Genomic DNA, 23,145 nt, shown 5'->3' with positions numbered 1-23,145 from the left:
TGCCTGCCAGCATAGTCTGACAACTTCTGCTCAAGTCGCTGTTCCCAGCTCGACGCGACGCTTGCCGCGCTTTTGCGCAACCCAGTTGTGAAACGATTCCAGATAGAGGTAGATGACCGGCGTTATGTAGAGAGTGAGGAGCTGCGACACCAGCAGGCCGCCCACGACCGCGAGCCCCAAGGGGCGGCGCGCCTCGGACCCTGTACCCAGCCCCAGCGCTATCGGCAAGCTCGCGAACAGCGCCGCCATGGTGGTCATCATGATCGGGCGGAAGCGCACAACGCATGCTTCGTAAATCGCATCCAACGGCTTGCTGCCGGCGCGCTGCGCTCCGATGGCGAAGTCAATCATTATGATGGCGTTTTTCTTCACGATGCCGACCAGCATGATGATGCCGACGAAGGCGTACATATCAAGATCGTAATGGAACAGCAGCAGCGTGATCAGCGCCCCCAACCCCGCGGTCGGCAATCCGGAAAGGATGGTAAGCGGATGAACAAAACTCTCGTACAGAATGCCGAGCACGATGTAAATCACCAAAATCGCTGCAGCAAGCAAATAGCCCATGTTCTGCAGCGACGCCTGAAACGCCTGGGCCGCACCCTGGAAGCTCGCGGTGAGCGTTGCCGGAGCGCCGATTTCGTTTTTGACATTCTCGATTTGCCGCAGCGCGGTGCTCAGGGAAACGTTTGGCCGCAGGTCGAATGAAATGGTCACCGCGGGGAGCTGCCCCAGGTGATTGATAGTCAGTGTGCCTACGCCGGGACGCAAGCGCGCAACCGCGCTGAGCGGCACCAGCGCGCCGCTGCTCGAGCGTATATAAAGCATGGAGAGCGCGGAACTGTCGCGCTGATACTTCGGCTCGAGTTCCATGATCACCCAGTATTCGTTGCTTGGCGTGTAAATGGTGGACACCTGTCGCGAACCATAGGCGTCGTAGAGCGCGTTCTCGATCTGCTGTGAAGTCACTCCGAGGGCTGAAGCCTTGTCGCGATCAATTTCCACTATAACCTGCGGGTTTGAGATCTGCAGATCGCTGGTGACATCCTGAATACCGGGCAGCTGTTTGAGTTTGTCCTCGATCAGCGGCGCCCAGCGGTACAGCACGTCCGTATCTGCGTCCTGAAGCGTATATTGATATTGGCTCTTGGTCAGCATGCCGCCAATGCGAATGACCGGCAGGTTCTGCAGATAGACTTTGATTCCGGGAATTCCCTCTACTTGCGGCCGCAATTCCTGAATGACCTTATCGGCACTCAATCTCTCGCTGCGCGGTTTTAGACGTATGAATATGCGCCCCAGATTCAGCGACTGGCTGGAGCCGCCCGCACCGATAAAGGACATGATGGATCCCACATTAGGATCGGCGCGAATGATTTCGGCGACCGCCTGCTGCTGCCTAGCCATGGCGTCGAAAGAGATGTCCTGCGCCGCCTCAGTGAATACGAAAAGCTGTCCCGTGTCCTCGTTCGGCAAAAAACCCTTGGGCATTACCACGAACAGCCAGCCCGTAATGACGACAATCGCGGTAAAGATCGCGATGGTGAAGCGTTGGTGTCTGAGCGTCCATTTCAGGCTTAAGTCGTAGATACGTTTCATTCCTTCGAAAAACGCTTCGCTTGCTGCGTACAAACGGCCGTGCTGCTGATGCGCGGGACGCAACAATCCGCTGCACAACATGGGCGTGAGGGTAAGAGACACGAAACCCGAAATCAGCACCGCGGTGATAATGGTTACTGCGAACTCGTGCAGCAGCTTGCCCAGCACTCCACCCATGAACAGCACCGGAATAAAGACCGCTGCCAGGGACAGCGTCATCGATAAAATGGTAAAGGAAATTTCTTTCGAACCGTTCAAAGTGGCTTGCAAGGCGCTTTCGCCATTTTCCATGTGGCGGGTAATGTTCTCCAGCATCACAATCGCATCATCCACCACGAAACCCACGCACAGGGTGAGCGCCATCAATGACAGATTGTCAACGCTGTAGCCGAGCAAATACATGACGGAGAATGTTCCGACAATCGACAAAGGCAGGGCCATGCTGGGTATTACGGTCGCGGACAAGTTGCGCAGAAAAAGGAAAATCACCATTACCACCAGTGCCAGCGCCAGCATAAGTGTAAATTGCACGTCGTCGACTGATGCGCGGATGGATTCGGATCGGTCGTAAAGCACCGACAGTTTGATGCCGGGCGGCATATTGGCGCGGAATTCCGGTAGTAGTTTTTTGATGTTATCGACCACTTGGATGGTGTTCGTCCCAGGCTGTCGTTGAATCGCCAGCACAATGCCGCGCACGCCGTTATACCAGGCGGCCACTTTGTCGTTTTCCACGCTGTCGATAACCCGGCCCAATTCATCCAACCGCACCGGCGCGCCGTTGCGGTAAGCAACAATCATCGGCCGGTAGGCAGCGGCGTTCTTCAGCTGGCCGCTCGCCTGGATGGTCACGGCCCGGTGACGGCCATACAGTATTCCAACCGGCAGATTGACGTTGTGCTGTTCCAGCGCCTGTTGAACTTCATCTATTCCGATGCCTTTCGCCGCCATGGCGCTCGGATCAAGCTGCACGCGCACCGCGTATTTTTGCGCGCCGTAAACCTGCACTTGCGCCACGCCGCTTATCATGGATATGCGTTGCGCCATCAGTGTTTCCGCGTATTCATCGACCGTCGAAAGCGGCAATGTATTTGAACTCAGCGCCAGGTAATAAATGGCCGCGTCCGCCGGGTTGACCTTGCGGTATGAAGGTGGGGTCGACATTGAAGGCGGTAGTTGTTTCTGCGCCAGCGATATCGCCGCCTGCACATCTTGTGCCGCCGCATCGATATTACGATCCAGCGAAAACTGCAACGTGATCTGGCCGGTGCCCTGCGCGCTCACCGAACTCATAGAATCGAGACCCGGTACCGCTGAGAACTGCTTCTCCAGGGGCGTCACCACGGAGGAAGCCATGGTTTCCGGGCTCGCTCCCGGAAGATCCGCGTTAACCTGAATGGTTGGGAAATCCACGTTGGGAAGAGCGCTTACCGGCAACAGGCGGTAGCTGATAGAACCAAACAGCAGGATGCCCAGCATCACCAGGATGGTCATGACCGGGCGCCGGACGAATAATTCCGATATGTTCACGACTCGGCTTGCGCTTTCTGTAGTTGCACTTTTACGCCCGGCGTCAAACGCAACTGCCCGTTGGTTACCACGAGCTCGCCCGGCTTGAGTCCCTTTGCCACGACAGTTTCCGCTCCTTCCGTCCGGGCCACCACAACGGCGCGCGTGTCAGTGGTGAGATCGGCCTTGACTATGAACACATACTGGCCTTTTGGTCCGGTTTGCACCGCTTGGCTTGGCACGACGATGGCGTCCGGTTGCGTATACAAGGTCAACGCGACGTTGGTGAACTGGCCGGGCCAAAGAATTTTTTCCTTGTTATCGAACACTGCCTTGAGCCGGATGGTGCCGGTCGCCGGATCCACTGTGTTGTCAACAAATGCGAGTTTGCCGATTACCGCCGGCATGCTCGTATTCGGCAGCGTCGCATCAACGGAAACCGTACCCTGCGCCAGATAGTGGCGGATCTCGCCGAGATACTGTTCCGGCACCGAAAAATTTACGTAAATCGGCATGATCTGATTGATCACAACCAGCGGATTGGTATCGTTGGCCTTTACCAGATTGCCTTCCTGAATCAAAATTCTGCCCGTGCGGCCGTTGATGGGCGAACGGATGCTGGTATACCCCAGTTGAACCCTGGCATTTTCCACAGCCGCCTGGTCGGCCCGGACCGTCGCCTGTGCAGCTTCCAGGGTGGTGCGGATTTGCGCGTAGAATTCCTTCGAAACGAAATTTTTGTGCAGTAGATCCTTATAGCGCTGCTCCTGCGCACTGGCGTTTTCAAGCTGAGCCTGGTCGCGCAGTAAATTCGCTTGCGCCTGGTGCAACTGCGCTTCGAAGGTACGTGGATCGAGTTCAAACAACGGCTCGTCCTTGCGCACATCCTGCCCTTCTTTGAAATACACTTTGATTATTTGGCCGTCCACCCGTGCTTTCACCGCAACCGTGGCATAGGGTTCGACATTGCCGAAGGCCTGGATGCGCACCGGCATGTTTTTCTTTTCCACAGTCGCTACGATGACCGGCACCCCCGGCACCTCCGCTTTGCCTTGCTTGGCCTCGGAATCCTGACCTGAGCAGGCGGCCAGGGTGACAGCTGTCATTGCCCCAATCGCACACGCGGCAACGGCGGCGGCAACCCGGAAACGATTCCTTACCCCAAACGGTGAACCATTAGATTGCCGCATAATCTCGGCGTTGTTTACCCTGCAGAAAATTGGAAGCGATAATCTGCATAAAGTTCGGTGTCTGAAATGCAAGCCCATACCTCTATGACAGCGCATAATGGGCATAATCTACACCAAAAATGCGCCCCATATCGGCCGGGACATTTTTTCCTTTAGTCGGCGGTCGGGTCAACGGAAATTCGCAATCTGCGGCGCGGCGCTTAAGCCCGCCGCCATTCCGTTCCGTGCGCGGTATCTTCAAGCACAATTCCCGCTTTCAGCAGTTCATCGCGAATGCGATCGGATTCTGCAAAGTTTTTCGTTGCACGGGCAGCAGCACGCTTGGCTATCAGTCGAGCGATCTCTTCGGCGTCGATCGTTTGGGAAGAGTTTTCCAAGTGAACCGTCGGGGGGTGACCTGTGTAGCCAACTTGGCCGCGTTCAGGGTGGTAAGTGAGTGATTTGCCTTGGAGATAATCTGATGCAGGACGCTGCAGCAAGCCTAAAGCGCCGGCAAGTGCTTTAAGTAATCCCGCTTTTTGCGGGGAGCGGGTTTTGTTTACTTCGTTGGCGAGATCAAAGAGCACTGCCACTGCCTCAGGCGTATTGAAGTCATCGTCCATCGCCTCCTTGAAACGCGCCGCATAGGCTTCCTGCCAATCAATGTTCACGTTTGCGGCGTCAACCTCTTTTAAAGCAGTGTACAGCCGCGACAGGGCATGCCGCGCGTCGTCGATGTGTTGGTCCGAATAACTCAGGGGACTACGGTAATGCGCGCGCAGAATGAAAAAGCGCACCACCTCCGGATCGTATTTTTTCAATATCTCGCGCACGGTGAAAAAATTGCCAAGCGACTTGGACATTTTTTCCTCGTTGACACGCACGAATCCGTTATGCATCCAGTAATTCACAAACGTGTGCCCGCTGGCGCCTTCGGATTGGGCGATTTCATTTTCGTGGTGAGGGAACTGCAAATCCTGACCACCACCGTGAATATCAAAGTGGGTACCAAGATGATGCTCGCTCATCACCGAACATTCAATATGCCAGCCCGGGCGTCCTTTGCCCCATGGAGATTCCCATTCGGGCTCTCCGGGCTTGGCGGTTTTCCACAACACAAAATCCAGAGGGTCGTGTTTATCCGTTCCGATTTCCACGCGCTCTCCCGCACGCAAGTCATCCGGCGATTTTCCGGAGAGCTTGCCGTAACCGGGAAATTTGCGCACGTCGTAATACACATCGCCATTGGCGGCCGGATACGCAAGACCCTTGTCCACTAGTTTTGCAATCATCCTCACCATGTCCGGAACAAACGCGGTAGCACGCGGTTCGAACGCCGGTTTCTCCACTCCTAAAGCCGCGACATCTTCGTGCATGGCTTGCGTGAAGCGCTCGGTAAGCGTAGTGACCGGTTCGTTATTTTCGGCGGCGCGTTTAATGATTTTGTCGTCGATATCGGTGATGTTGCGCACGTATTTCACCGCATAGCCCGTTACTTTCAACCACCGCTGCACCATATCGAATACTATCATCACGCGCGCGTGCCCAAGGTGGCAGTAATCGTAGACAGTCATGCCGCAGACGTACATAGCCACGGCGCCGCGCGTAATTGGCACAAACGGCTGCTTATCGCGAGTTAGGGTGTTGTAGATTTTCAGCATGCGTTTCGGGAAATGTACGCGCGGGATCTTGCGCCGCTCGTGGGTGCAAAACTAAGTTTTCCCGCCCGGGATCGACGGTGATTGTGAATCAAGCAGGCTTCTTGGTAGAATCAATTTATTTTAATAGAGGCAAAAAAGTATACCATAATGAAATGGCGCGACGTCGCGGCTTTGCCTCTAGTGCTGGCGCTGGGAATGATCGCTCCAGTGGCGGCAGCGGACGAGCTGCACGATGCCGAGACGCTGTTTAAGCAGGGCAACAACGCTGAAGCGCTGGACAAGGTTAATAGCTACCTCGCGAATCATTCCAACGACGTAAAGGCGCGTTTTCTGCTGGGCCTGATTTATACCGAGCAACATAAGTCTGCCGAAGCGATCAAGGTATTCACTGCGCTTACCCAAGAGCATCCGGAATTGCCCGAACCATACAATAATCTGGCAGTGCTGTATGCGGCACAAGGCCAGTACGATAAGGCCAGAATCGCGTTGGAAACTGCAATACGCGACCGTCCCAATTACGCCGTCGCGTATGAAAATCTCGGCGACGTCTATGCGAAATTGGCGGCACAAGCGTACGACAAAGCGCTGGAGTTTGACAAAACCAACACCACTGCGCAAACCAAGCGAGAGCGGATCAAAGACCTGTTATCTGCCGACACGCAGGCAACAAAAGCAACCGCAAATTTCGCCGCGGGGGGCGCAAGCAGCGACACCCAGGAAATCCTGAACACCGTCAATGGCTGGGCCGAGGCTTGGTCGAAGGGTGACGTGGCTGCCTATCTCGCGTACTACGCGCAGGACTTTAAGACCCCCGATGGGGAAGACCGTCAGGACTGGGAAAATTCTCGCAAACAATCCATCTCCAAGTCCCAGCCCATACAAGTTGCGATCGTCGATCCCAAAATCACGATCAGTGACGCAACGCATGCGAGCGCCAGTTTCACAGAAAATTACCGGTCCAAAAACTTGAATACCTCTAATACAAAAATCCTGCATCTTGTGAAATCGGGTGACAGGTGGCTAATCCAAACGGAACAGACGAGGCAGTGAAACAGCGCGGCTCGCGCCCGTGTGCTAAGCTGGATATATTAGTTAAGCTCGCTTGCCGAGCCGTATTTGGGTTAGCCCCGGCCTTCGCGGGGTAAGACTCGCAACTCGAGCAGTTAATTCATAGGCAGCCTAAGACCCCGATGCCCGAAGTTTACAAAACAGTTAACTTAAACACCAACCTTGGGACTATCACGCTGGAGCTAAACGCCGACAAGGCGCCGCTATCCGTAGCCAATTTTGTTAATTGCGTAGAAAGCGGTTTTTACAACAATACGCTATTTCACCGCGTGATCGACGGTTTCATGATACAAGGCGGCGGATTTGAGCCCGGCATGCGACAGAAGGCAACGTCTGCAAAAATTAAAAACGAAGCGGATAACGGGCTCAAAAATGACGCGTACACGATTGCTATGGCTCGCACCTCTGAGCCTCATTCTGCCACCAGCCAGTTTTTCATCAACGTCGCTGATAACGCATTTCTGAACTTTGCCGCGCCGACTTCGCAAGGTTACGGCTATTGCGTTTTCGGGCGGGTAGTGAAAGGAGCCGAAGTGGTGGACAAAATCGGGAAAGTCAAAACTGGCAGCCGGTCCGGCCATCAAGATGTGCCGCTGCAAGATATTATTATCCGAACTGCTGAAGTAATTTGATCGCGAGAACAGGATTCGTATTGACCCACTCAGACCCGTAACTCTTTCATAGACGCAAGCAATACCGAATTCCAATGAAACCCACTCTATTCATCTCCGATCTTCATCTGTGCGTGAGCCGTCCGCACATCAACCGCGTTTTCTTTACGTTTATGGAGCGCATCGCGGTCAAAGCTCAGGCATTATATGTCCTGGGAGACTTGTTCGAGTATTGGGCAGGCGATGATGACCTCCAGGACACTTTTAACTCGCAAGTAATTTCGGCTTTCCACAATCTAACTGAGCAGCAAGTGGCTCTTTACGTAATGCATGGCAATCGCGATTTTCTAATAGGCGAAGCCTTCGCCCGAGCCTGCAATGCGCAACTTTTGCCCGATCCAAGTTTGATAGACCTATACGGCACGCCAACCTTGTTGATGCATGGAGATACGCTTTGCACCGACGATACCGCTTATCAGGCATTCCGCGCCCAAGTGCGAGACCCGGCGTGGCAAAAAACTTTTCTGGCGCAGCCGCTTGCCGAGCGTAAAGTGGCAATTGAAAAAGTGCGTGCGCAAAGCGAAAAGGACAAAAGCCAGAAGTCCGAAGCCATCATGGATGTGGCCTCTGCGGCAGTGGAAAAAACGCTTCGGGAATACCACTATCCTCGCTTGATACACGGCCATACCCACCGCCCTGCCAAGCATTTGCATCAGCTTGACGGCAAGACCTGCGAGCGCTGGGTATTAAGCGACTGGTACAAGCACGGCGAGTATTTGCGTTGCGACGAGTCTGGTTGCGGCGCCATTAAGCTGTAAAGTCCCTACCAGAGCATTAGCAGAACCAAGGCTGACCCATCGCGCAAGGCTTTGGGCAGGGCGCCTCCTCGCTCACAGAGCTCGAGCGGGTCAAAGTCCGCGTGCAATGTCATCCTTGATGTCCTGCAGCGCCTCCAAACCCACTGCAATCCTAAGCAAACCATCCACCACCCCCGCGGCGTCGCGCGCGTCCTGGGATATGCGCCCGTGGGTGGTAGAGGCGGGATGGGTGATCGTGCTTTTGACGTCACCCAAGTTGGCGGTGATCGAAATCATTCGGGTTGAATCTACTACGCGCCAGGCCGCCTGTTTGCCGCCTTTCACCGTAAAAGTAACGATTCCGCCGCCGGTTTTTTGCTGTTGTAATGCCAGGCGGTGTTGTGGATGAGAAGGCAATCCCGGGTAATATACTTTTTCAACCGAGGGCTGTTTCTCCAGCCAGCGCGCAAGTTCCAGCGCGTTTGCTGAATGTGCGTCCATGCGGATTTTGAGTGTCTCCAATCCTTTCAACAGCACCCAGGCATTGAATGCGCTTAAGGTCGGACCGGCGGTTCGCAGAAACGCGAATACGCCATCCATAATGACATCGCGTTTTCCAAGCACAGCGCCTCCCAGTACCCTGCCCTGCCCGTCGATATACTTGGTAGCGGAATGAATGATGATGTCGGCGCCAAATTCCAGCGGCCGTTGCAGCACGGGCGTACAGAAACAGTTGTCCACCACCAACCACGCGCCGCTCTTCTTTGCGATTCGGCTTAAGGCGGCTATATCGGATATTTCAGTGAGCGGATTGGACGGTGTTTCCAGAAAGAGCATCCTGGTATTGGCTGTTAGCGCCGCCTGCCAGGCACTGACATCGGTCGCTGAAACAAATGTAGTCTTCACGCCGAAACGCGGGAAGATATTGCTGAAGAGCTGCACCGTCGCGCCGAATATGCTTTGTGAAGCGACTATGTGGTCGCCGCTTTTGAGCAAGCCCATAACACAGGCGAGTATGGCCGACATGCCCGAAGCCGTGGCCACACAGGCTTCCGCTCCTTCCAGTGCGGCAAGCCTTTCCTGAAATGCGGTGACCGTAGGATTCGTGAAGCGCGAATATATATTTCCGGGCTCGTTGCCCGCAAAGCGCGCCGCCGCTTGTGCCGCATTCTCGAACACGAAGCTTGAAGTGAGGTACAGCGCTTCCGAATGCTCGTTGAACTGGCTGCGATGCGTACCGGCGCGCATCGCTAATGTTTCCAGTTGATAGTCGTCAGACATAATTTTTCCCGTCGCTAAAAATACAAAACCCGTTCCGCTTTGGGCGGACCGGGTTTGGCCTCGCTTTAGCGGAATTTTTAACGCGCCCGCAAGCTGATATCAAATCGGCGCAGTTATTAAATTACTCTGTCGAACCTAGTTTGTCAATCAACGGTAAGCAGATTCAAATCCAGCTGGTTGCTGGATGTGGCCTCTTCTTTCTGCCGGCGCGCGCCGTCTCTGCGCTGGGCTTCGATGTAGGCCAGGTACTCGGGAGAAATATCGCCGGTTATATATTCGCCGCTGAAACACGACGCCTCGAAACGGTTAATTTTCGGATTCACCTGCTGTGCAGCATAGAGCAGCGCGTCCAAATCCTGGTAAATCAGCTTATCCGCACCGATTTCTCTCGCAATTTCGTCATCGCTGCGGCCGTTGGCAATTAATTCGTCGCGCGTCGGCATGTCGATGCCGTATACGTTGGGAAAACGTACCGGCGGCGCGGACGAAGCAAAGTACACTTTGTGTGCGCCCGCCTCTCTCGCCATTTGCACAATTTCACGGCTGGTGGTGCCGCGCACAATGGAATCGTCGACCAGCAGTACATTCTTGCCTTTAAATTCCACGCTCATCGCGTTAAGCTTCTGGCGCACGGATTTCTGCCGCTGCACCTGCCCTGGCATAATAAAGGTGCGCCCGATGTAACGGTTTTTGATGAAGCCTTCGCGGTAAGGAATGCCTATGCGGTTGGAAAGCTGCATCGCGCAGGGACGGCTTGAGTCAGGTATAGGAATTACCACGTCTATGTCCAAATTGCGGTGGCGCTGCATGATTTTGTCAGCCAGGCTCTCACCCAAATGTAAGCGCGTTTCGTATACCGAAATGCCGTCAATAACGGAATCCGGACGCGCCAGGTAAACGTATTCGAATATACACGGGCTGCGCACCGCGTTCGCCACACACTGTTTGCTGTAAAAATTGCCAGCGTCGTCTATAAAAATCGCTTCGCCCGGTCCCACATCACGCGTCAGCTCGAAACCCAGGGTATCCAGCGCCACGCTTTCTGAGGCGACCAGATACTCCGTCCCGCGCTCGCCGCGGCATTGCCCTACTATCAGCGGTCGAATGCCGAACGGGTCGCGAAATGCAACTAAACCGTAACCCGCTATCATCGCCACCACCGCGTACGCGCCGCGGCAGCGACGGTACACCCCTGAGACTGCATCAAAAATAGTGGCTGCATCCAGTAGATGGTTGCCGCAAGATTCCTGCAATTCGTGCGCCAACACGTTCAACAATACTTCCGAATCCGAATTGGTATTCACGTGCCGCAAGTCCTGGCGGAACAGTTCGCGCTTCAATTGCTCGGTGTTGGTGAGGTTGCCGTTGTGTCCGAGCACGATGCCGAACGGCGAGTTCACGTAAAACGGCTGGGCTTCGGCCGGCGATTCTGCTGATCCGGCAGTCGGGTAGCGCACATGTGCGATCCCCATATTCCCCTGCAGCGCCCGCATATTGCGGGTTCGAAACACATCACGTACCATGCCGCTGCCTTTGTGCATGTTGAACGTGTTGCCTTGCGCCGTGACGATCCCGGCTGCATCCTGGCCTCGATGCTGTAGTACCAGTAGACCGTCATAGAGCAACTGGTTCACCGGCGTTTTTGCCACGACACCTAAAATTCCGCACATTCCGAAGGTCCTTTACTGGTAACTTATACGCTTAGACAAACTATCGGGAAGCCAGATCTTTACGCTGGTCGCCACTGCTTCCAGCCTTGGGCTAAATAGGGCATTTCTCCACGACGGCTGCTTGGGTAAGGAGGTGAGGCCGCCCAAAAGCACTAATATCAACACGATCAACAAACCGCGCGCCAAGCCGAATACCGCGCCAAGGCTACGATCCGCCACGCTCAAGCCCGAGGTTTTCACCAGCTTGGAGCATAGAATCGCGACGAAACTCATAACCACGAGAACCGTCAAAAACACCAGCGCAAAACCGGTCATCAGCCGCAAGGACTCGTTCGTAATGTTACCGGGCAGCAACCCGGACACATCCGGTGCATAGGTCTGAGCGGCCCAAAACGCCAACACCCAGGCGGCAAGCGACAGCACTTCGCGCACGGCGCCCCGAATGATGCTCAACATAACCGATAGCCCGATAACCAAAATTACCGCATAATCAAAAACCGTCATAACGCGCGGCTACTTGGGTGTTACCATCCCGTTGAGCCCCAGCGCCTTGATCTGGTCAAGCGCCTTTTCCGCGTCATCCCGGCTATCATAGGGCCCGGCACGCACCCGGGTTTTTTCGCCGTGGGCAGATTTCAGCGCCTCGGTATAGGACGGAATGCCGTTCGCAGAAAGTTTTTTCTGCAACTGTTTGGCGTTTTCTTTATGAACGAATGCGGCAAGTTGCACCACGTAGGGCGCTGAGTTGTGTTCCGGCCTCGGTTCTGCCTTTGCGTTTTGTTCGCTTTTTTTCTGCGCAGCGTTCGCTGTTACTTTGTCGGTACCCGGCGCTGGACTCGGTGACGGAGCGGCGGTTCCCGATTGTTGCTGCCTCACCGCCGCCTCCGCAGTTCCGGTTTTTTCGGGAACCGGAATCACCCGCGACGCAAAACCTGCGCCATTCTGTGCCGGAATCTGAAGATTTATATCCTGGCTTACCGGCTTAGGTTCGACATCCAAGAATGGGGGGAGCAATATTACCATCAGAGTGACAAGGACAATTGCTCCGATTAAGCGCCTTCTGGCTCGCTTTTTCAATCGCAATTGCTCGTCACTGATCGTTCTTGCCATAAAAGCAAAATCCTTTTGGCACCGGGTTTTACTCCCCGCTGCGCCTGCGTAGCACGCCGGCTACGGTATGGAAAGAGCCGAAAACAATAATTCTATCATTTTCAGTCGCCAAATTGCAGGCTTGATCATAAGCTTCAGCGGGGCTCGCAAAGCCCGACATCGCCGTTTGCGGCACGCCCGCCCGCAGTAATTCCTCCGCCACATCAGAAGCCGTCGCACCGCGGCGCTCGCGACCTATGCTCGCGATAAGCCAGCTGTCCACCTGCGGCACCAGAAACCGCGCCGCGCCGGCGATATCTTTGTCTTTGAGCATGCCGAATACGGCGAACGTATTTCCGTGACATTCCATTTTGCCGAGATTTGCCGACAACGCCGCTGCAGCTTGCGGGTTGTGCGCCACATCCAGAACCACCGCGGGCCTCCCCGGAAGTACTTGGAAACGCGCGGGCAGCTCCACTTCCATCAATCCGCGCTTGATTTCCCCCATCCCTACCGCAAGCGCGTCTCTGAATGCGTCCAGCACTGTCAAGGCAGCGCTGGCGTTTTGCAACTGGTACGCGCCGCGCAACGCCGGATAAGGCAGTACGTGACGGCTGCCGCTGGGTCCCCGATATAGCCACTGGTTTTTTTCGGGAGTAAAGTCAAAATCACGATTGATGCGAAGCAATTGCGCGCCGATGCTTGTTGCATGTTTAGAAAGGCTGTCGGGAACATCCGCGTCAGCACATATTGCGGGCTTCCCCGGACGGAAAATACCAGCCTTTTCAAAAGCGATTTGCTCTCTGGTATTGCCGAGATAATCCATATGGTCAAAATCTATGCTGGTAATCACAGCACAATCGGCATTGAAAGCATTGACGGCATCGAGTCTGCCGCCCAGTCCCACTTCCAGAATCGCGACATCGAGCCCGGCTTCACTGAAAAGCAACATTGCCGCGAGAGTGCCGTACTCGAAATATGTAAGCGGAATATCATGACGCGCCGCTTCGATTTTCTGAAATACGCGGACCAAGGCCAGATCATCCACGGGCATACAATTAATGCGCACACGCTCGTTGTAGCTGAGAAGATGGGGCGAGGTGTAGCAGCCGACGCGGTATCCCGCAATTTTCAAAATTGCCTCCAGGAACGCGCAGGTTGATCCTTTGCCGTTGGTACCACTTACGGTAATGATGGGAAATTCGGGTTCGAGCTGAAGCGTGTTCTTGACTTGCAGTACACGATCCAAACCAAGCGAGATCGCCCGCGGGTTGAGGCTTTCCAAATAGGCAAGCCAATCAGACAGAATTGCCGGTTTGGAAGTGGGAATTTCCGGTTTCACAGACGAATAGGGGCGGAGAATTGGAGGGAATCAAGTGGCCCGACTCACGCGGATATGGCGGGCTGCCGCAATAACAGCGTAATCAGGTTGGCAAGCTTGTCGCGCATTTGCCTGCGGTCAAGGATCATATCGATTGCGCCATGCTCGAGCAGGAATTCGGCGCGCTGGAACCCCTCCGGAAGCGTTTCGCGAACCGTTTGCTCGATGACGCGCGGGCCAGCAAAACCGATCAACGCTCCCGGTTCGGCGATGATTATGTCGCCGAGCATGGCAAAGCTCGCTGACACGCCGCCCATAGTAGGATCGGTCAGTACAGAAATAAAGGGCAACTTTGCCGAAGATAATTGGGTGAGCGCGGCTGCAGTTTTAGCCATTTGCATGAGCGATAGTAATCCCTCCTGCATGCGTGCGCCTCCGCTTGCAGAAAAACACACCATTGGAAGATTCTGCTCGACACAGAGCTGCGCCCCTCGCACAAACCTCTCGCCTACTGCCGACCCCATCGAGCCGCCAAGAAACTTGAATTCAAACGCCGCTGCAATCAGCGGCACGGTTTTGACGCTCCCTTGCATCACCACCAGCGCTTCGGTCTCTTCCGTTTCGGCTTGCGCAAATTCCAGGCGCTCGTTGTAGCGCATATCATCTTTGAATTTCAAGATATCTACCGATGTCACCTCTACGCCGATCTCATAGCGGCCCTCGCTGTCCAGCAATGCGTCCAGGCGCGCTCGTGCCGAAAGGCGGTTATGGTGGCCGCACTTGGGACAGACATTGAGATTATTTTCCAGCTCACTGCGATACAGCACGGATTCGCAAATCGGACACTTGGTCCACAATCCCTCTGGGACTGTCTTCTTGGCCCCGGTTAGGTTGCGCTTGATTTTCGGGGGAAGCAGTTTCTGAAGCCAGCTCATCAGTGGTCCTATGGCCGCTTAGCGTTGGTCTATAGCTTGGCGCAAGTCTTTGACGAGGGCAGAAACTCTGTTCAATACGTCCTGCCCGGCGGAATTTTCAACTTCTTCCACAATGCGACTTCCGACTACCACAGCGTCGGCCAGTCCTGCCACCTCTTTTGCTGTTTGCGCGTCGCGGATGCCGAAGCCTACGCCTACCGGCAGCTTGGTCCGCGCGCGAATTTGCGGCAACTTTTTCGCCACATCGCTCAGATCAAGATTCCTGGCCCCGGTCACGCCTTTTAATGAGACATAATATATATAACCTCGGGAGAGTTTAGCCACCTGCTCAATTCGCGTTTCATCAGTTGTGGGAGAAAGCAGATAAATCCCATCAATATGGTGGCGCTCGAGATGGCGGGCCAACTCGACGCTCTCTTCAGGAGGATAATCCACAACCAGTACTCCGTCCACGCCGCTAGCTTCGGCCATATCGACGAACTCTTGATAACCCAAGGCTTCAATAGGATTGGCATAACCCATCAACACCACCGGAGTGCTGCGGTTGGTTTTACGGAATTCGGCCACCAGGCCGAGTATCTGCGTTAAGTTGATGCCGTGTTTCAATGCCCGTTCGGATGACCGCTGAATGGTCGGCCCATCCGCCATTGGATCGGAAAACGGCACGCCAAGCTCAATGATGTCCGCTCCACCTTTTACCAAGGCATACATGAGCCCGAGTGTCATTGTCGGCTCTGGGTCGCCCGCAGTGATAAACGGAATCAATGCCTTTTTTCCGTGCTGTTGCAGTTGGCTGAAAGTGGCCGCGATGCGCGACATGATTAACTCTTCAGAACTTGATGCCGGACAAATTGGCCACGGTATTCATGTCCTTGTCACCGCGCCCGGAAAGATTTACCAGAAGCAGTTTGTCTTTACCCATATCAGCGGCGATGTTTGCGGCATATGCCAGCGCATGGGCGGATTCCAGCGCCGGAATGATACCTTCGAGCTGGCACAGATTATGGAACGCTTTCAGCGCCTCGGCGTCGGTGACGCTTACATATTCAGCGCGCCCGCTATCCTTAAGCCAAGCGTGTTCGGGTCCGACCCCAGGGTAATCAAGCCCTGCAGAAATCGAATGGGTTTCTTGAATCTGACCGTTTTCATCCTGCATGAGATAACTGCGGCTGCCGTGCAGAACGCCGGGCTTGCCCACGCAAAGCGTTGCTGCGTGCTTGCCTGTCGCAATGCCCATGCCTCCGGCCTCTACACCAATCAAGCGCACTTTTTCTTCCTCGATGAAAGGATAAAACAGGCCTATGGCGTTGGAGCCTCCGCCAACGCAGGCGATTAACGCATCCGGCTGGCGCCCGAACATTTCCAACATCTGGGTCTTCGCCTCGCGCCCGATGACCGACTGGAAATCCCGTACCATCATCGGATACGGATGGGGTCCCGCCACGGAACCAATGATGTAATAGGTATTTTCGACATGAGTAACCCAGTCGCGCATTGCTTCGTTAAGCGCATCCTTGAGCGTTTTCGAACCGGACTCCACCGGCGTAACGCTGGCGCCTAAGAGCTTCATCCGGTAGACGTTCGTGGCTTGGCGCTTGATGTCTTCCGCCCCCATGTACACGACGCATTCCATGCCGAAGCGTGCTGCGACGGTGGCTGCTGCGACCCCGTGCATGCCGGCGCCTGTTTCTGCTATCACGCGCGGCTTGCCCATGCGGCGCGCCAGAAGCCCCTGTCCCATGGTATTGTTGATTTTGTGCGCGCCCGTATGGTTGAGATCCTCGCGTTTTAGCAGGATTTGCGCGCCGCCGACCTGCTGCGACAAGCGTTTGGCGTGGTAAATCGGGCTCGGCCGGCCGACATAATGCTTGAGCTCATATGCCAATTCGGCCTCAAATTCCGGGTCGCTGCGGTAACGCCGGTAAGCTTGGCGCAGCTCGTCTAGCGCATTGATCAGCGTTTCCGCAACAAACACGCCGCCGTACTTGCCGAAATGGCCTTTGTCATCGGGAAGATCATACATCTGCATCGCGCGCCTCTTTTATGAACGCGGCGATTTTGCCCGCATCCTTGATTCCTTTTTCCGACTCCACGCTGCTCGATACGTCCACCGCCCAAGGTCGCGCCCGCCTGATCGCGCGCGCCACGTTTTCAGCGGTTAGCCCGCCCGAAAGAATGATCGGCAAACCCAGGTCGTTCGGGATCAAGGCCCAATCAAAAGCTTCTCCGGTGCCGCCGTAACCTTTGTCGCTGTGCGTATCCAGCAGCAACCCTTTTGCATCGCCATAGCGGGATGCGTATTGTAGCAAATCCAAGTCCTTCTTGACTCGGATTGCTTTGATATATGGCACGCCGAATTTTGCGCAGAATTCGGCTGATTCATCGCCGTGAAACTGTAGTAATTCAAGGTGCACTGTGCCCAGGACCGCTCGCACCTGTTGTTCATCGGGATTGACAAACACACCCACACCCGTGACAAAAGGCGGCAACCCGTCAATCACTTCGCGTGCTTTATCCGGAGCGACAAAACGCGGGCTGCCTTTATAAAACATAAGACCAATGGCATGTGCGCCCAGCTCGGCGGCCGCCAATGCATCGCGCCTGCGCGTGATGCCGCAAATTTTGATTCGGATAGTCATCAACTTCGGGCCGGGGGTTTTACGGAAAAAGCAGCATGTTACGATTAAAATTGGCTATGCGCCACCTCGGGCTGTAACTCACACCCGACAGATAAAGGCCGGCAGCGCTGAAAGTCGGCGCCGCGCGGCGTCTGTCTCTGCTTTGCAAAACTTCGCCGAGCCATGGTACTGCGCGTTTGCCGCTTCCCACATACACCAAGCAACCGACGATGTTGCGTACCATGTGATGGAGAAAAGCATCTGCGCAGAATTCAAACATGATCAGATCCTTCAGTCTTGTAATCTCGACCCTGCGTAATTCCTTCTCCGGCGTAGGCGCGCGACACTCGGCGGCACGAAATGCGCTGAAATCGTGCTTACCCACCAATAACGTTGCAGATTCGCGCATGGCCCCTACATCGAGCTGCTGATGAAACCAGCCGACTTGGCCTTGATAGAGTGCCGGACGCACCGCGGTATTCAGCAGCAAGTAGCGGTAACAGCGCTCGACGGCGCTAAAGCGTGCGTGAAAATCGTCGGCGACCACGTGTGCCCAGACTACGGCAACCTGCGGCGGCAGAAGCGCGTTTACGCCTCGCACCCAGGCTGATTGGGGACGTTGGGTCCGGCTGTCAAAATGCGCCACCTGTGCCAAGGCGTGAACGCCGGCATCGGTACGCCCCGCTGCTATGACTGTAACCTTCTCGCCGGCGATTTGCGCCAGCGCGGCCTCGACGACGTCCTGAATGGCGCCACCGCCAGTCTGCGTTTGCCAGCCACAGAAAGCAGCGCCATTGTATTCCAACCCGAGCGCAATTCTCGCCATCTAATCCGGTCGCATCACTAAGGAAAATTCACGGCTCGGCCGAATACTTATCATTTAAAGTCATTGCGGTATGTCGCTGCACGCGGGCTTTCATTCACAAGGGCAAATACCTGGGGGTGTTGCGGACAAACCCGGAACGCGACGTTAGAGGTTTCCGAGCAGGTTTCTGGCTTGCTCCTGCTGCGAAGCATCTCCTTCGCGGACCACTTCCTGCAGTATTTCGCGTGCACCTTCCTTGTCGCCCATTTCCTGATAAGCCTTGGCGAGATCGAACTTGGACTGTACCTCGTACCAATGCTGATCTTTCGCTGGTTGTTCCGCGGCTGAGCCTGTGGGTGTATCGAGAGTAAGGCTGATTCCTGAAAGATCAATTTGAATCGCCTTGTCTTCCGGAGGCGGCGAGGGCGTTGGAGCAGGCGCCGAGGGCTCAAAATTAAAACTGATCATATCCAGCGGCGTTTCACTTGCGGTCGCGGCTTTAGCCGCTTCGCCCACTCCAGGATGCGTGCCCAAATTGAAATCCATTCCACTCGCAACCTTTTCGCTTTCTACAGCCAAATCAGGCGTTCGTTCCGGAGCTTCGGCTGAAGGAACTTCAAAATCGAAGCTGGTAAACGTTTTCTCCGCGCCGGGCACATTGCTTTCCATCCCGATATCGGCGTTCAATTGTTCCGCGGAAGTGACAGGAAGAGCAATATTGAAATCCATTTCCGGCGGTCTCGTATGCAGCCTGGCCGCCGGCGTTTCTACGCCGGCGGATTTCGCAGACTCATACAAGGGATTGTCCGGATTAAGCGCGTAGCCTAGCTGCGCGACTCTGTCCCAGATTGACCCAGTGCCGCCCGTTGCCGCATGCAGTTCGCGTGCAAGCGCTTCGAATACCGGCAAGTTTTTACGCGCAGCGTAAATTTCCAGCAATTTTAAGCGGATACTGTTGTGACCGGGATTTTTTTTCAGCGCTTCTTTGAGGATTTCTTCGGCTTGAGTGTCGCGCCCGTACGCAATGTAGACCTCTGCTTCAGCGACCGGATCCACGTCATCAGTAGCGACCGCACCGCTCTTGCCGGCTATATCGCTGATTACCGAGGTTTCGCCGGTGTTGACCATCACACCGCCTTCGGTATTACCAAAGACCGTGTTGGCTTTTAGGCTTCCCTCGTCAACAATCTCTTCTTCAGGACTGGTCAATAATTTTTTTTTTCTCACGGCCATGTAGCCGAGTCCAAGTAGCAAGATTACCGCTCCTGCGCCTCCACCTAGATACAGCGGGTTGCCGAGCACATCATCCAGCAGGGACGTTTCGGACTGGGGCGTAGGCTTGGCTTTGTCAACGGGCTTAGGCGCCATCGGAGGCTTGGTTTGAGCAACTACAGCCGGTTTATGCTCAGGTTTCTTGGCCTCCGCTGCTTTCATTTCGGGTGTCTTGACTTGGGCAGGCTTGGGGGCGGCGGCAGGCTGTGCCGGGGGTTGTGGTGCCTTGGCGGCGACTGCCTGTTTTTGCAGTTCTGCCAGGTTCTGGTTCTTGACTTCCAAAAGACGCTGCATGTCTTGAATGTTTTTCTCGAGAAGCGCGATGCGCTCGTTTGCTTCCTTGATTGCTTTTTCCCTGGCTACAGCTTCTTCTTCAAGGCTGTGAATGCGGTCCTGCAATGCTTTACCGCCGGTCCCGCCGGGTTTTCCGGCCGGAGGCTCGCCCTTGGAAAGTTTCAAGACTTCTTTGGCCGGCTCCTGGGGCGTGGGCTGCTCGGCGACCTTGGTGGTAATTTTGCCCGTCGCGCTCTGGGTAGCGCTTTCGGCCGGAGCTGCTAGGCCTGCGGCTTCTGCAAGTTGCTGCCGATAAGCGTTCCAGTCGCGGGCTTGGATCTTGACTTCTTTGACCGCCTGGTTCGGATCTATCGTCGATAATTCGCTACTTTCCGGTACGTGCAGGATAGGACCCGTTTTCAAGCGGTTCATGTTGTTCCCCATGAACGCTTTTTTGTTGGAACGGAATAGCCCTATCAACACCTGGTCAAGAGTGTAGTCGGATGGCTTGAGGCTTTCGGCAATCTTGTGCAGCGTCTCGCCGCGCTTTACCGGACCGTAGGTCTGGGGCTGCTCGGGAGCAGCCGCTTCTTCCTCGGGTGCTGGTGCTTCAGATGCTGGTGCTTCAGCTGCTTGTGCTTCAGGTGCCGGTGCCTCTGGCGCAGCAGCCTCGGGTGCCGCTTCTGGCGTTGCTTCGGGTGTAGCTACCGAAGGTGCGGCCGCCGCAGTGGTTGCTTCAGCACCCGGTTTCTCCTCGGCCGGAGCGCCAGCCTGCTCGGGTTTCGCCATCTCGGTCGAGGCAGGCGCTGGTTTCGTTTCTGGCGCCGCAATGGGCGCCGTCGTCGCTATGGGCGTGAAACCCGGCGGATCGAGTAGAACCGTATATTCTTTTACCAAGCGGCCAGACGACCAGCTAAGTTCAATCAAAAAGTCGAGGAACGGTTCGTTGACCGGCTGCAGCGTTGTAAGCTTAAGATACGGCTGCCCGTCCGGCCTTTTCTCAACGCTGAATTTGATGTTAGATAGCGCGGAAACATATTGAATATTGGCCTGCGCAAAAGCATCAGACGGGGCGAGTTTCGCCGCCAGTGAACTGATATCCGACTTTTCCACGCCCAGAAGGTCGACTTCAGCCGAAAGCGGCTCGCCCAGGTTGGATTTCACGGTGAGCTTGCCCAGCCCGGTAGCTTTCGCCGCCCAAGGCGATACGAATAATAATGCAGCAACCACTAACCAAGCTAAGTGCCTAGATTTGCCCACAAACCCACCCTATGCTTTTGTTCGGGGGTAATTAAATTAACATCATGTAGTTAGAGATGCAAGCTCAACTTGCCTCTTATCATTATGGCTGGATCCAGATATTTTTCAATCAAAATTTCCGCAATTTGCACGCTATTTAGCGCGGCCCCCTTGCGCACATTGTCCGACACCACCCACAAATCCAGGCCGTGAGGGTGCGAAATGTCCTCGCGAATACGCCCGACGTAGACTGCGTCCCGTCCTGTCGCTTCCAGCGCCGGGGTGGGATAGCCGCCGGGCTTGCGCTCATCCATGACCAGCACGCCGGGCGCCTTTTTGAGCAAAGCGACCGCTGCTGGCGCCGAGATTTTGTTACGGGTCTCGATATGAACCGCCTCGGAATGACCGTAGAACACCGGCACCCGCACGGTGGTAGGGTTAATCCGAATCGAATCGTCGCCCAGGATCTTACGAGTCTCCCATACCATTTTCATCTCTTCTTTCGTGTAGCCATTGTCCAGGAAGACGTCAATATGCGGCAGCACGTTAAACGCAATTTGCTTAGGGTAGACTTCGCACACGATATCCTTGTGGTTGAACAGCGCACGGGTTTGTTCTGCCAGTTCTTCTATCGCTTCCTTGCCGGTGCCGGATACCGCTTGGTAAGTAGCCACATTAATACGCTCTATGCCCACCGCGTCATAAATGGGTTTCAGCACCACCACCATCTGGATAGTCGAACAATTGGGATTGGCGATGATGCCCCGGTTTCCGTACTCGGAAATGGCGTGCGGATTTACTTCCGGCACCACGAGCGGGACGTCTTTTTCATAGCGAAATTGTGCGGTATTGTCTATGACCACACAGCCAGCGGCCGCGGCTTTCGGCGCATATTCCGCTGAAACGCCGCTGCCGGCGGAAAACAATCCAATTTGTGCTTTCGAAAAATCGAAATTAGCTACATCTTCGACTTTCAGATCACGCCCCTTGAATCTCACCTCACTCCCGGCAGAACGCGATGAGGCAAGAGGGTAAAGTTTGCCCACCGGGAAATCCCGTTCCTCAAGAATCGAGATCATCGCCTCGCCGACTGCTCCGGTCGCGCCCAGCACGCAAACATCGTATTTTTTGTTCATTCAGTCTCTTTCAGTTCACCTAAACTTAAATGGCATTCACCACCGCATCGCCCATCTCTTCGGTGTTCACTTTGCGCATGCCGTCCTGGAAAATATCCGCCGTGCGCAAGCCTTTCGCAAGCACTTTTTTCACTGCCTGTTCGATGCGCTGTGCCGCTTGCTCCAGATTGCAAGTATAACGCAGCATCATCGCCACGGAGAGGATCGTCGCCAGCGGATTGGCAATATTCCTGCCCGCGATGTCCGGTGCCGAACCGTGTATGGGCTCATACAAGCCTTTGTTGTCCTCATCTAGCGAGGCCGAAGGCAACATGCCGATTGAGCCCGTTAGCATCGAGGCTTGGTCGGACAGTATGTCCCCGAATAAATTTCCGGTTAATATCACATCAAACTGTTTCGGTTCCCGCACCAGTTGCATCGCCGCATTGTCCACGTACATGTGCGTAAGTGCGATATCCGGATAGTCTGTTGCTACTTCGCTTACGACTTCGCGCCATAACTGGCTGGTCTCCAGCACGTTGGCCTTATCGACAGAACAAAGCTTGTGGCGGCGCTTTCTTGCAATATCGAATCCCACACGAGCAATGCGGCGGATTTCGGATTCCGAGTACGACATGGTGTCGAACCCCTCGCGCTCGCCTTTGGAATTGGCTCTGCGCCCGCGCGGTTCGCCGAAATAAATATCGCCGGTAAGCTCGCGCAAAATCAGGATATCGAGCCCGGTCACCACCTCCGGTTTTAATGTGGTGGCATAAGCAAGTTCAGCATAAACCTGCGCAGGCCGCAAATTTGCGAATACCCCGAGTTCCTTGCGGATGCGCAACAAGCCCCGCTCGGGTCGCCGATCGCGCGGCAGCTTGTCATATTCGTAGCCTCCCACTGCGCCCAGCAGTACGGCGTCGGCCTGCCGCGCAAGCTTGAGCGTGGCCTCCGGCAAAGGATCGCCGCATGCGTCATATCCGGCGCCGCCGATCGGTGCGTATTCCAGCTCGAAATTCAGGCCTTGACGCGCCAGCCGCCGCAGTACCTTAACCGCCTGGGTCATGATTTCTGGGCCGATACCGTCGCCCGGCAAAACTGCAATTTTCATAA

Annotated in this window: 18 protein-coding genes, 1 pseudogene and 1 riboswitch; of the genes and pseudogenes, 3 read left to right on the top strand and 16 right to left on the bottom strand. The window is 55.1% G+C overall.

Translation table 11 applies throughout. The features are described 5' to 3' along the window. Nucleotides 1-30 precede the first annotated feature (30 nt). From VLV32_11890 to cysS, 3 genes are all read right to left on the bottom strand, one after another. Nucleotides 31-3,129: an efflux RND transporter permease subunit gene (locus VLV32_11890; GenBank protein ID HUL42585.1), complete on the bottom strand. Its 3,099-nt coding sequence runs from the start codon at nt 3,127-3,129 to the stop codon at nt 31-33. Continuing rightward, nucleotides 3,126-4,214: an efflux RND transporter periplasmic adaptor subunit gene (locus VLV32_11885; GenBank protein ID HUL42584.1), complete on the bottom strand. Its 1,089-nt coding sequence runs from the start codon at nt 4,212-4,214 to the stop codon at nt 3,126-3,128. The genes VLV32_11890 and VLV32_11885 overlap by 4 nt, the downstream gene beginning before the upstream one ends. Before the next feature lie 284 nt (nt 4,215-4,498). After that, nucleotides 4,499-5,938: a cysteine--tRNA ligase gene (gene cysS, locus VLV32_11880; GenBank protein ID HUL42583.1), complete on the bottom strand. Its 1,440-nt coding sequence runs from the start codon at nt 5,936-5,938 to the stop codon at nt 4,499-4,501. A gap of 147 nt (nt 5,939-6,085) precedes the next feature. Here cysS and VLV32_11875 point away from each other — a divergent pair, with 147 nt between their 5' ends. From VLV32_11875 to VLV32_11865, 3 genes are all read left to right on the top strand, one after another. Then, nucleotides 6,086-6,988: a tetratricopeptide repeat protein gene (locus VLV32_11875; protein HUL42582.1), complete on the top strand. Its 903-nt coding sequence runs from the start codon at nt 6,086-6,088 to the stop codon at nt 6,986-6,988. A 140-nt stretch (nt 6,989-7,128) separates the two neighbouring features. After that, nucleotides 7,129-7,638 (top strand): peptidylprolyl isomerase, encoded by a 510-nt coding sequence (locus VLV32_11870; GenBank protein ID HUL42581.1) that lies wholly within the window; start codon nt 7,129-7,131, stop codon nt 7,636-7,638. Nucleotides 7,639-7,712: 74 nt separating this feature from the next. Then, nucleotides 7,713-8,435, top strand: a complete 723-nt coding sequence (locus tag VLV32_11865; protein HUL42580.1) for a UDP-2,3-diacylglucosamine diphosphatase — start codon at nt 7,713-7,715, stop codon at nt 8,433-8,435. 90 nt (nt 8,436-8,525) lie between these two features. On the opposite strand, the gene VLV32_11860 is transcribed toward VLV32_11865, so the two are convergent. The 13 genes and pseudogenes from VLV32_11860 to leuB all read right to left on the bottom strand — a co-directional run bounded on the left by VLV32_11860 (nt 8,526) and on the right by leuB (nt 23,143). Then, nucleotides 8,526-9,695, bottom strand: coding sequence for an O-succinylhomoserine sulfhydrylase (locus VLV32_11860; GenBank protein ID HUL42579.1), 1,170 nt, complete (start codon nt 9,693-9,695; stop codon nt 8,526-8,528). A gap of 42 nt (nt 9,696-9,737) precedes the next feature. Then, nucleotides 9,738-9,816: riboswitch (SAM riboswitch) on the bottom strand. A 109-nt stretch (nt 9,817-9,925) separates the two neighbouring features. Continuing rightward, nucleotides 9,926-11,365, bottom strand: a pseudogene (gene purF / locus VLV32_11855) (amidophosphoribosyltransferase). Between the two features lie 12 nt (nt 11,366-11,377). Further along, nucleotides 11,378-11,869 carry a CvpA family protein gene (locus VLV32_11850; protein HUL42578.1) on the bottom strand — a complete coding sequence of 164 codons (492 nt, stop codon included), beginning with the start codon at nt 11,867-11,869 and terminating at the stop codon, nt 11,378-11,380. Nucleotides 11,870-11,878: 9 nt separating this feature from the next. Continuing rightward, complete coding sequence (locus tag VLV32_11845; protein ID HUL42577.1) at nt 11,879-12,475, bottom strand: SPOR domain-containing protein; 597 nt, start codon at nt 12,473-12,475, stop codon at nt 11,879-11,881. A gap of 28 nt (nt 12,476-12,503) precedes the next feature. Further along, the gene (gene folC / locus VLV32_11840) at nt 12,504-13,796 is read right to left on the bottom strand and encodes a bifunctional tetrahydrofolate synthase/dihydrofolate synthase (GenBank protein ID HUL42576.1); all 1,293 of its coding nucleotides are present in this window, start codon (nt 13,794-13,796) and stop codon (nt 12,504-12,506) included. A gap of 44 nt (nt 13,797-13,840) precedes the next feature. Further along, complete coding sequence (gene accD / locus VLV32_11835) at nt 13,841-14,710, bottom strand: acetyl-CoA carboxylase, carboxyltransferase subunit beta (GenBank protein HUL42575.1); 870 nt, start codon at nt 14,708-14,710, stop codon at nt 13,841-13,843. Between the two features lie 18 nt (nt 14,711-14,728). Then, complete coding sequence (gene trpA / locus VLV32_11830) at nt 14,729-15,529, bottom strand: tryptophan synthase subunit alpha (GenBank protein ID HUL42574.1); 801 nt, start codon at nt 15,527-15,529, stop codon at nt 14,729-14,731. Between the two features lie 10 nt (nt 15,530-15,539). After that, a complete protein-coding gene (trpB, locus tag VLV32_11825) occupies nt 15,540-16,733 on the bottom strand; it encodes a tryptophan synthase subunit beta (GenBank protein HUL42573.1) in 1,194 nt (397 codons plus the stop codon). After that, on the bottom strand, nt 16,726-17,349 hold the full coding sequence (locus tag VLV32_11820) for a phosphoribosylanthranilate isomerase (protein ID HUL42572.1): 624 nt from the start codon (nt 17,347-17,349) through the stop codon (nt 16,726-16,728). Before VLV32_11820 ends, trpB begins: the two co-directional genes overlap by 8 nt. 19 nt (nt 17,350-17,368) lie before the next feature. Next, nucleotides 17,369-18,154 (bottom strand): tRNA pseudouridine(38-40) synthase TruA, encoded by a 786-nt coding sequence (truA, locus tag VLV32_11815; protein ID HUL42571.1) that lies wholly within the window; start codon nt 18,152-18,154, stop codon nt 17,369-17,371. A 144-nt stretch (nt 18,155-18,298) separates the two neighbouring features. Then, nucleotides 18,299-20,908, bottom strand: a complete 2,610-nt coding sequence (locus tag VLV32_11810) for a FimV/HubP family polar landmark protein (GenBank protein ID HUL42570.1) — start codon at nt 20,906-20,908, stop codon at nt 18,299-18,301. 80 nt (nt 20,909-20,988) lie between these two features. Next, nucleotides 20,989-22,053, bottom strand: a complete 1,065-nt coding sequence (locus VLV32_11805) for an aspartate-semialdehyde dehydrogenase (GenBank protein HUL42569.1) — start codon at nt 22,051-22,053, stop codon at nt 20,989-20,991. Nucleotides 22,054-22,078: 25 nt separating this feature from the next. After that, nucleotides 22,079-23,143, bottom strand: coding sequence for a 3-isopropylmalate dehydrogenase (gene leuB / locus VLV32_11800; GenBank protein ID HUL42568.1), 1,065 nt, complete (start codon nt 23,141-23,143; stop codon nt 22,079-22,081). Between the last annotated feature and the right edge of the window lie 2 nt (nt 23,144-23,145).

This window comes from Burkholderiales bacterium, assembly GCA_035518095.1.
Lineage (GTDB): Bacteria > Pseudomonadota > Gammaproteobacteria > Burkholderiales > JAHFRG01 > JAHFRG01.
This window is presented reverse-complemented; position numbering and strand designations above follow the sequence as displayed.

Bases quoted from the DNA above. Each gene is read 5' to 3' on its own strand.
- cysS (HUL42583.1), bottom strand. From the start codon at position 5,938: ATGCTGAAAATCTACAACACCCTAACTCGCGATAAGCAGCCGTTTGTG.
- VLV32_11875 (HUL42582.1), top strand. From the start codon at position 6,086: ATGAAATGGCGCGACGTCGCGGCTTTGCCTCTAGTGCTGGCGCTGGGA.
- VLV32_11870 (HUL42581.1), top strand. From the start codon at position 7,129: ATGCCCGAAGTTTACAAAACAGTTAACTTAAACACCAACCTTGGGACT.
- trpA (HUL42574.1), bottom strand. From the start codon at position 15,529: ATGTCGCGCATCGCGGCCACTTTCAGCCAACTGCAACAGCACGGAAAA.
- VLV32_11865 (HUL42580.1), top strand. From the start codon at position 7,713: ATGAAACCCACTCTATTCATCTCCGATCTTCATCTGTGCGTGAGCCGT.
- VLV32_11820 (HUL42572.1), bottom strand. From the start codon at position 17,349: ATGACTATCCGAATCAAAATTTGCGGCATCACGCGCAGGCGCGATGCA.
- accD (HUL42575.1), bottom strand. From the start codon at position 14,710: ATGAGCTGGCTTCAGAAACTGCTTCCCCCGAAAATCAAGCGCAACCTA.
- VLV32_11850 (HUL42578.1), bottom strand. From the start codon at position 11,869: ATGACGGTTTTTGATTATGCGGTAATTTTGGTTATCGGGCTATCGGTT.
- trpB (HUL42573.1), bottom strand. From the start codon at position 16,733: ATGTATGATCTTCCCGATGACAAAGGCCATTTCGGCAAGTACGGCGGC.
- VLV32_11860 (HUL42579.1), bottom strand. From the start codon at position 9,695: ATGTCTGACGACTATCAACTGGAAACATTAGCGATGCGCGCCGGTACG.
- VLV32_11845 (HUL42577.1), bottom strand. From the start codon at position 12,475: ATGGCAAGAACGATCAGTGACGAGCAATTGCGATTGAAAAAGCGAGCC.
- leuB (HUL42568.1), bottom strand. From the start codon at position 23,143: ATGAAAATTGCAGTTTTGCCGGGCGACGGTATCGGCCCAGAAATCATG.
- VLV32_11885 (HUL42584.1), bottom strand. From the start codon at position 4,214: ATGACAGCTGTCACCCTGGCCGCCTGCTCAGGTCAGGATTCCGAGGCC.
- VLV32_11805 (HUL42569.1), bottom strand. From the start codon at position 22,053: ATGAACAAAAAATACGATGTTTGCGTGCTGGGCGCGACCGGAGCAGTC.
- truA (HUL42571.1), bottom strand. From the start codon at position 18,154: ATGGCGAGAATTGCGCTCGGGTTGGAATACAATGGCGCTGCTTTCTGT.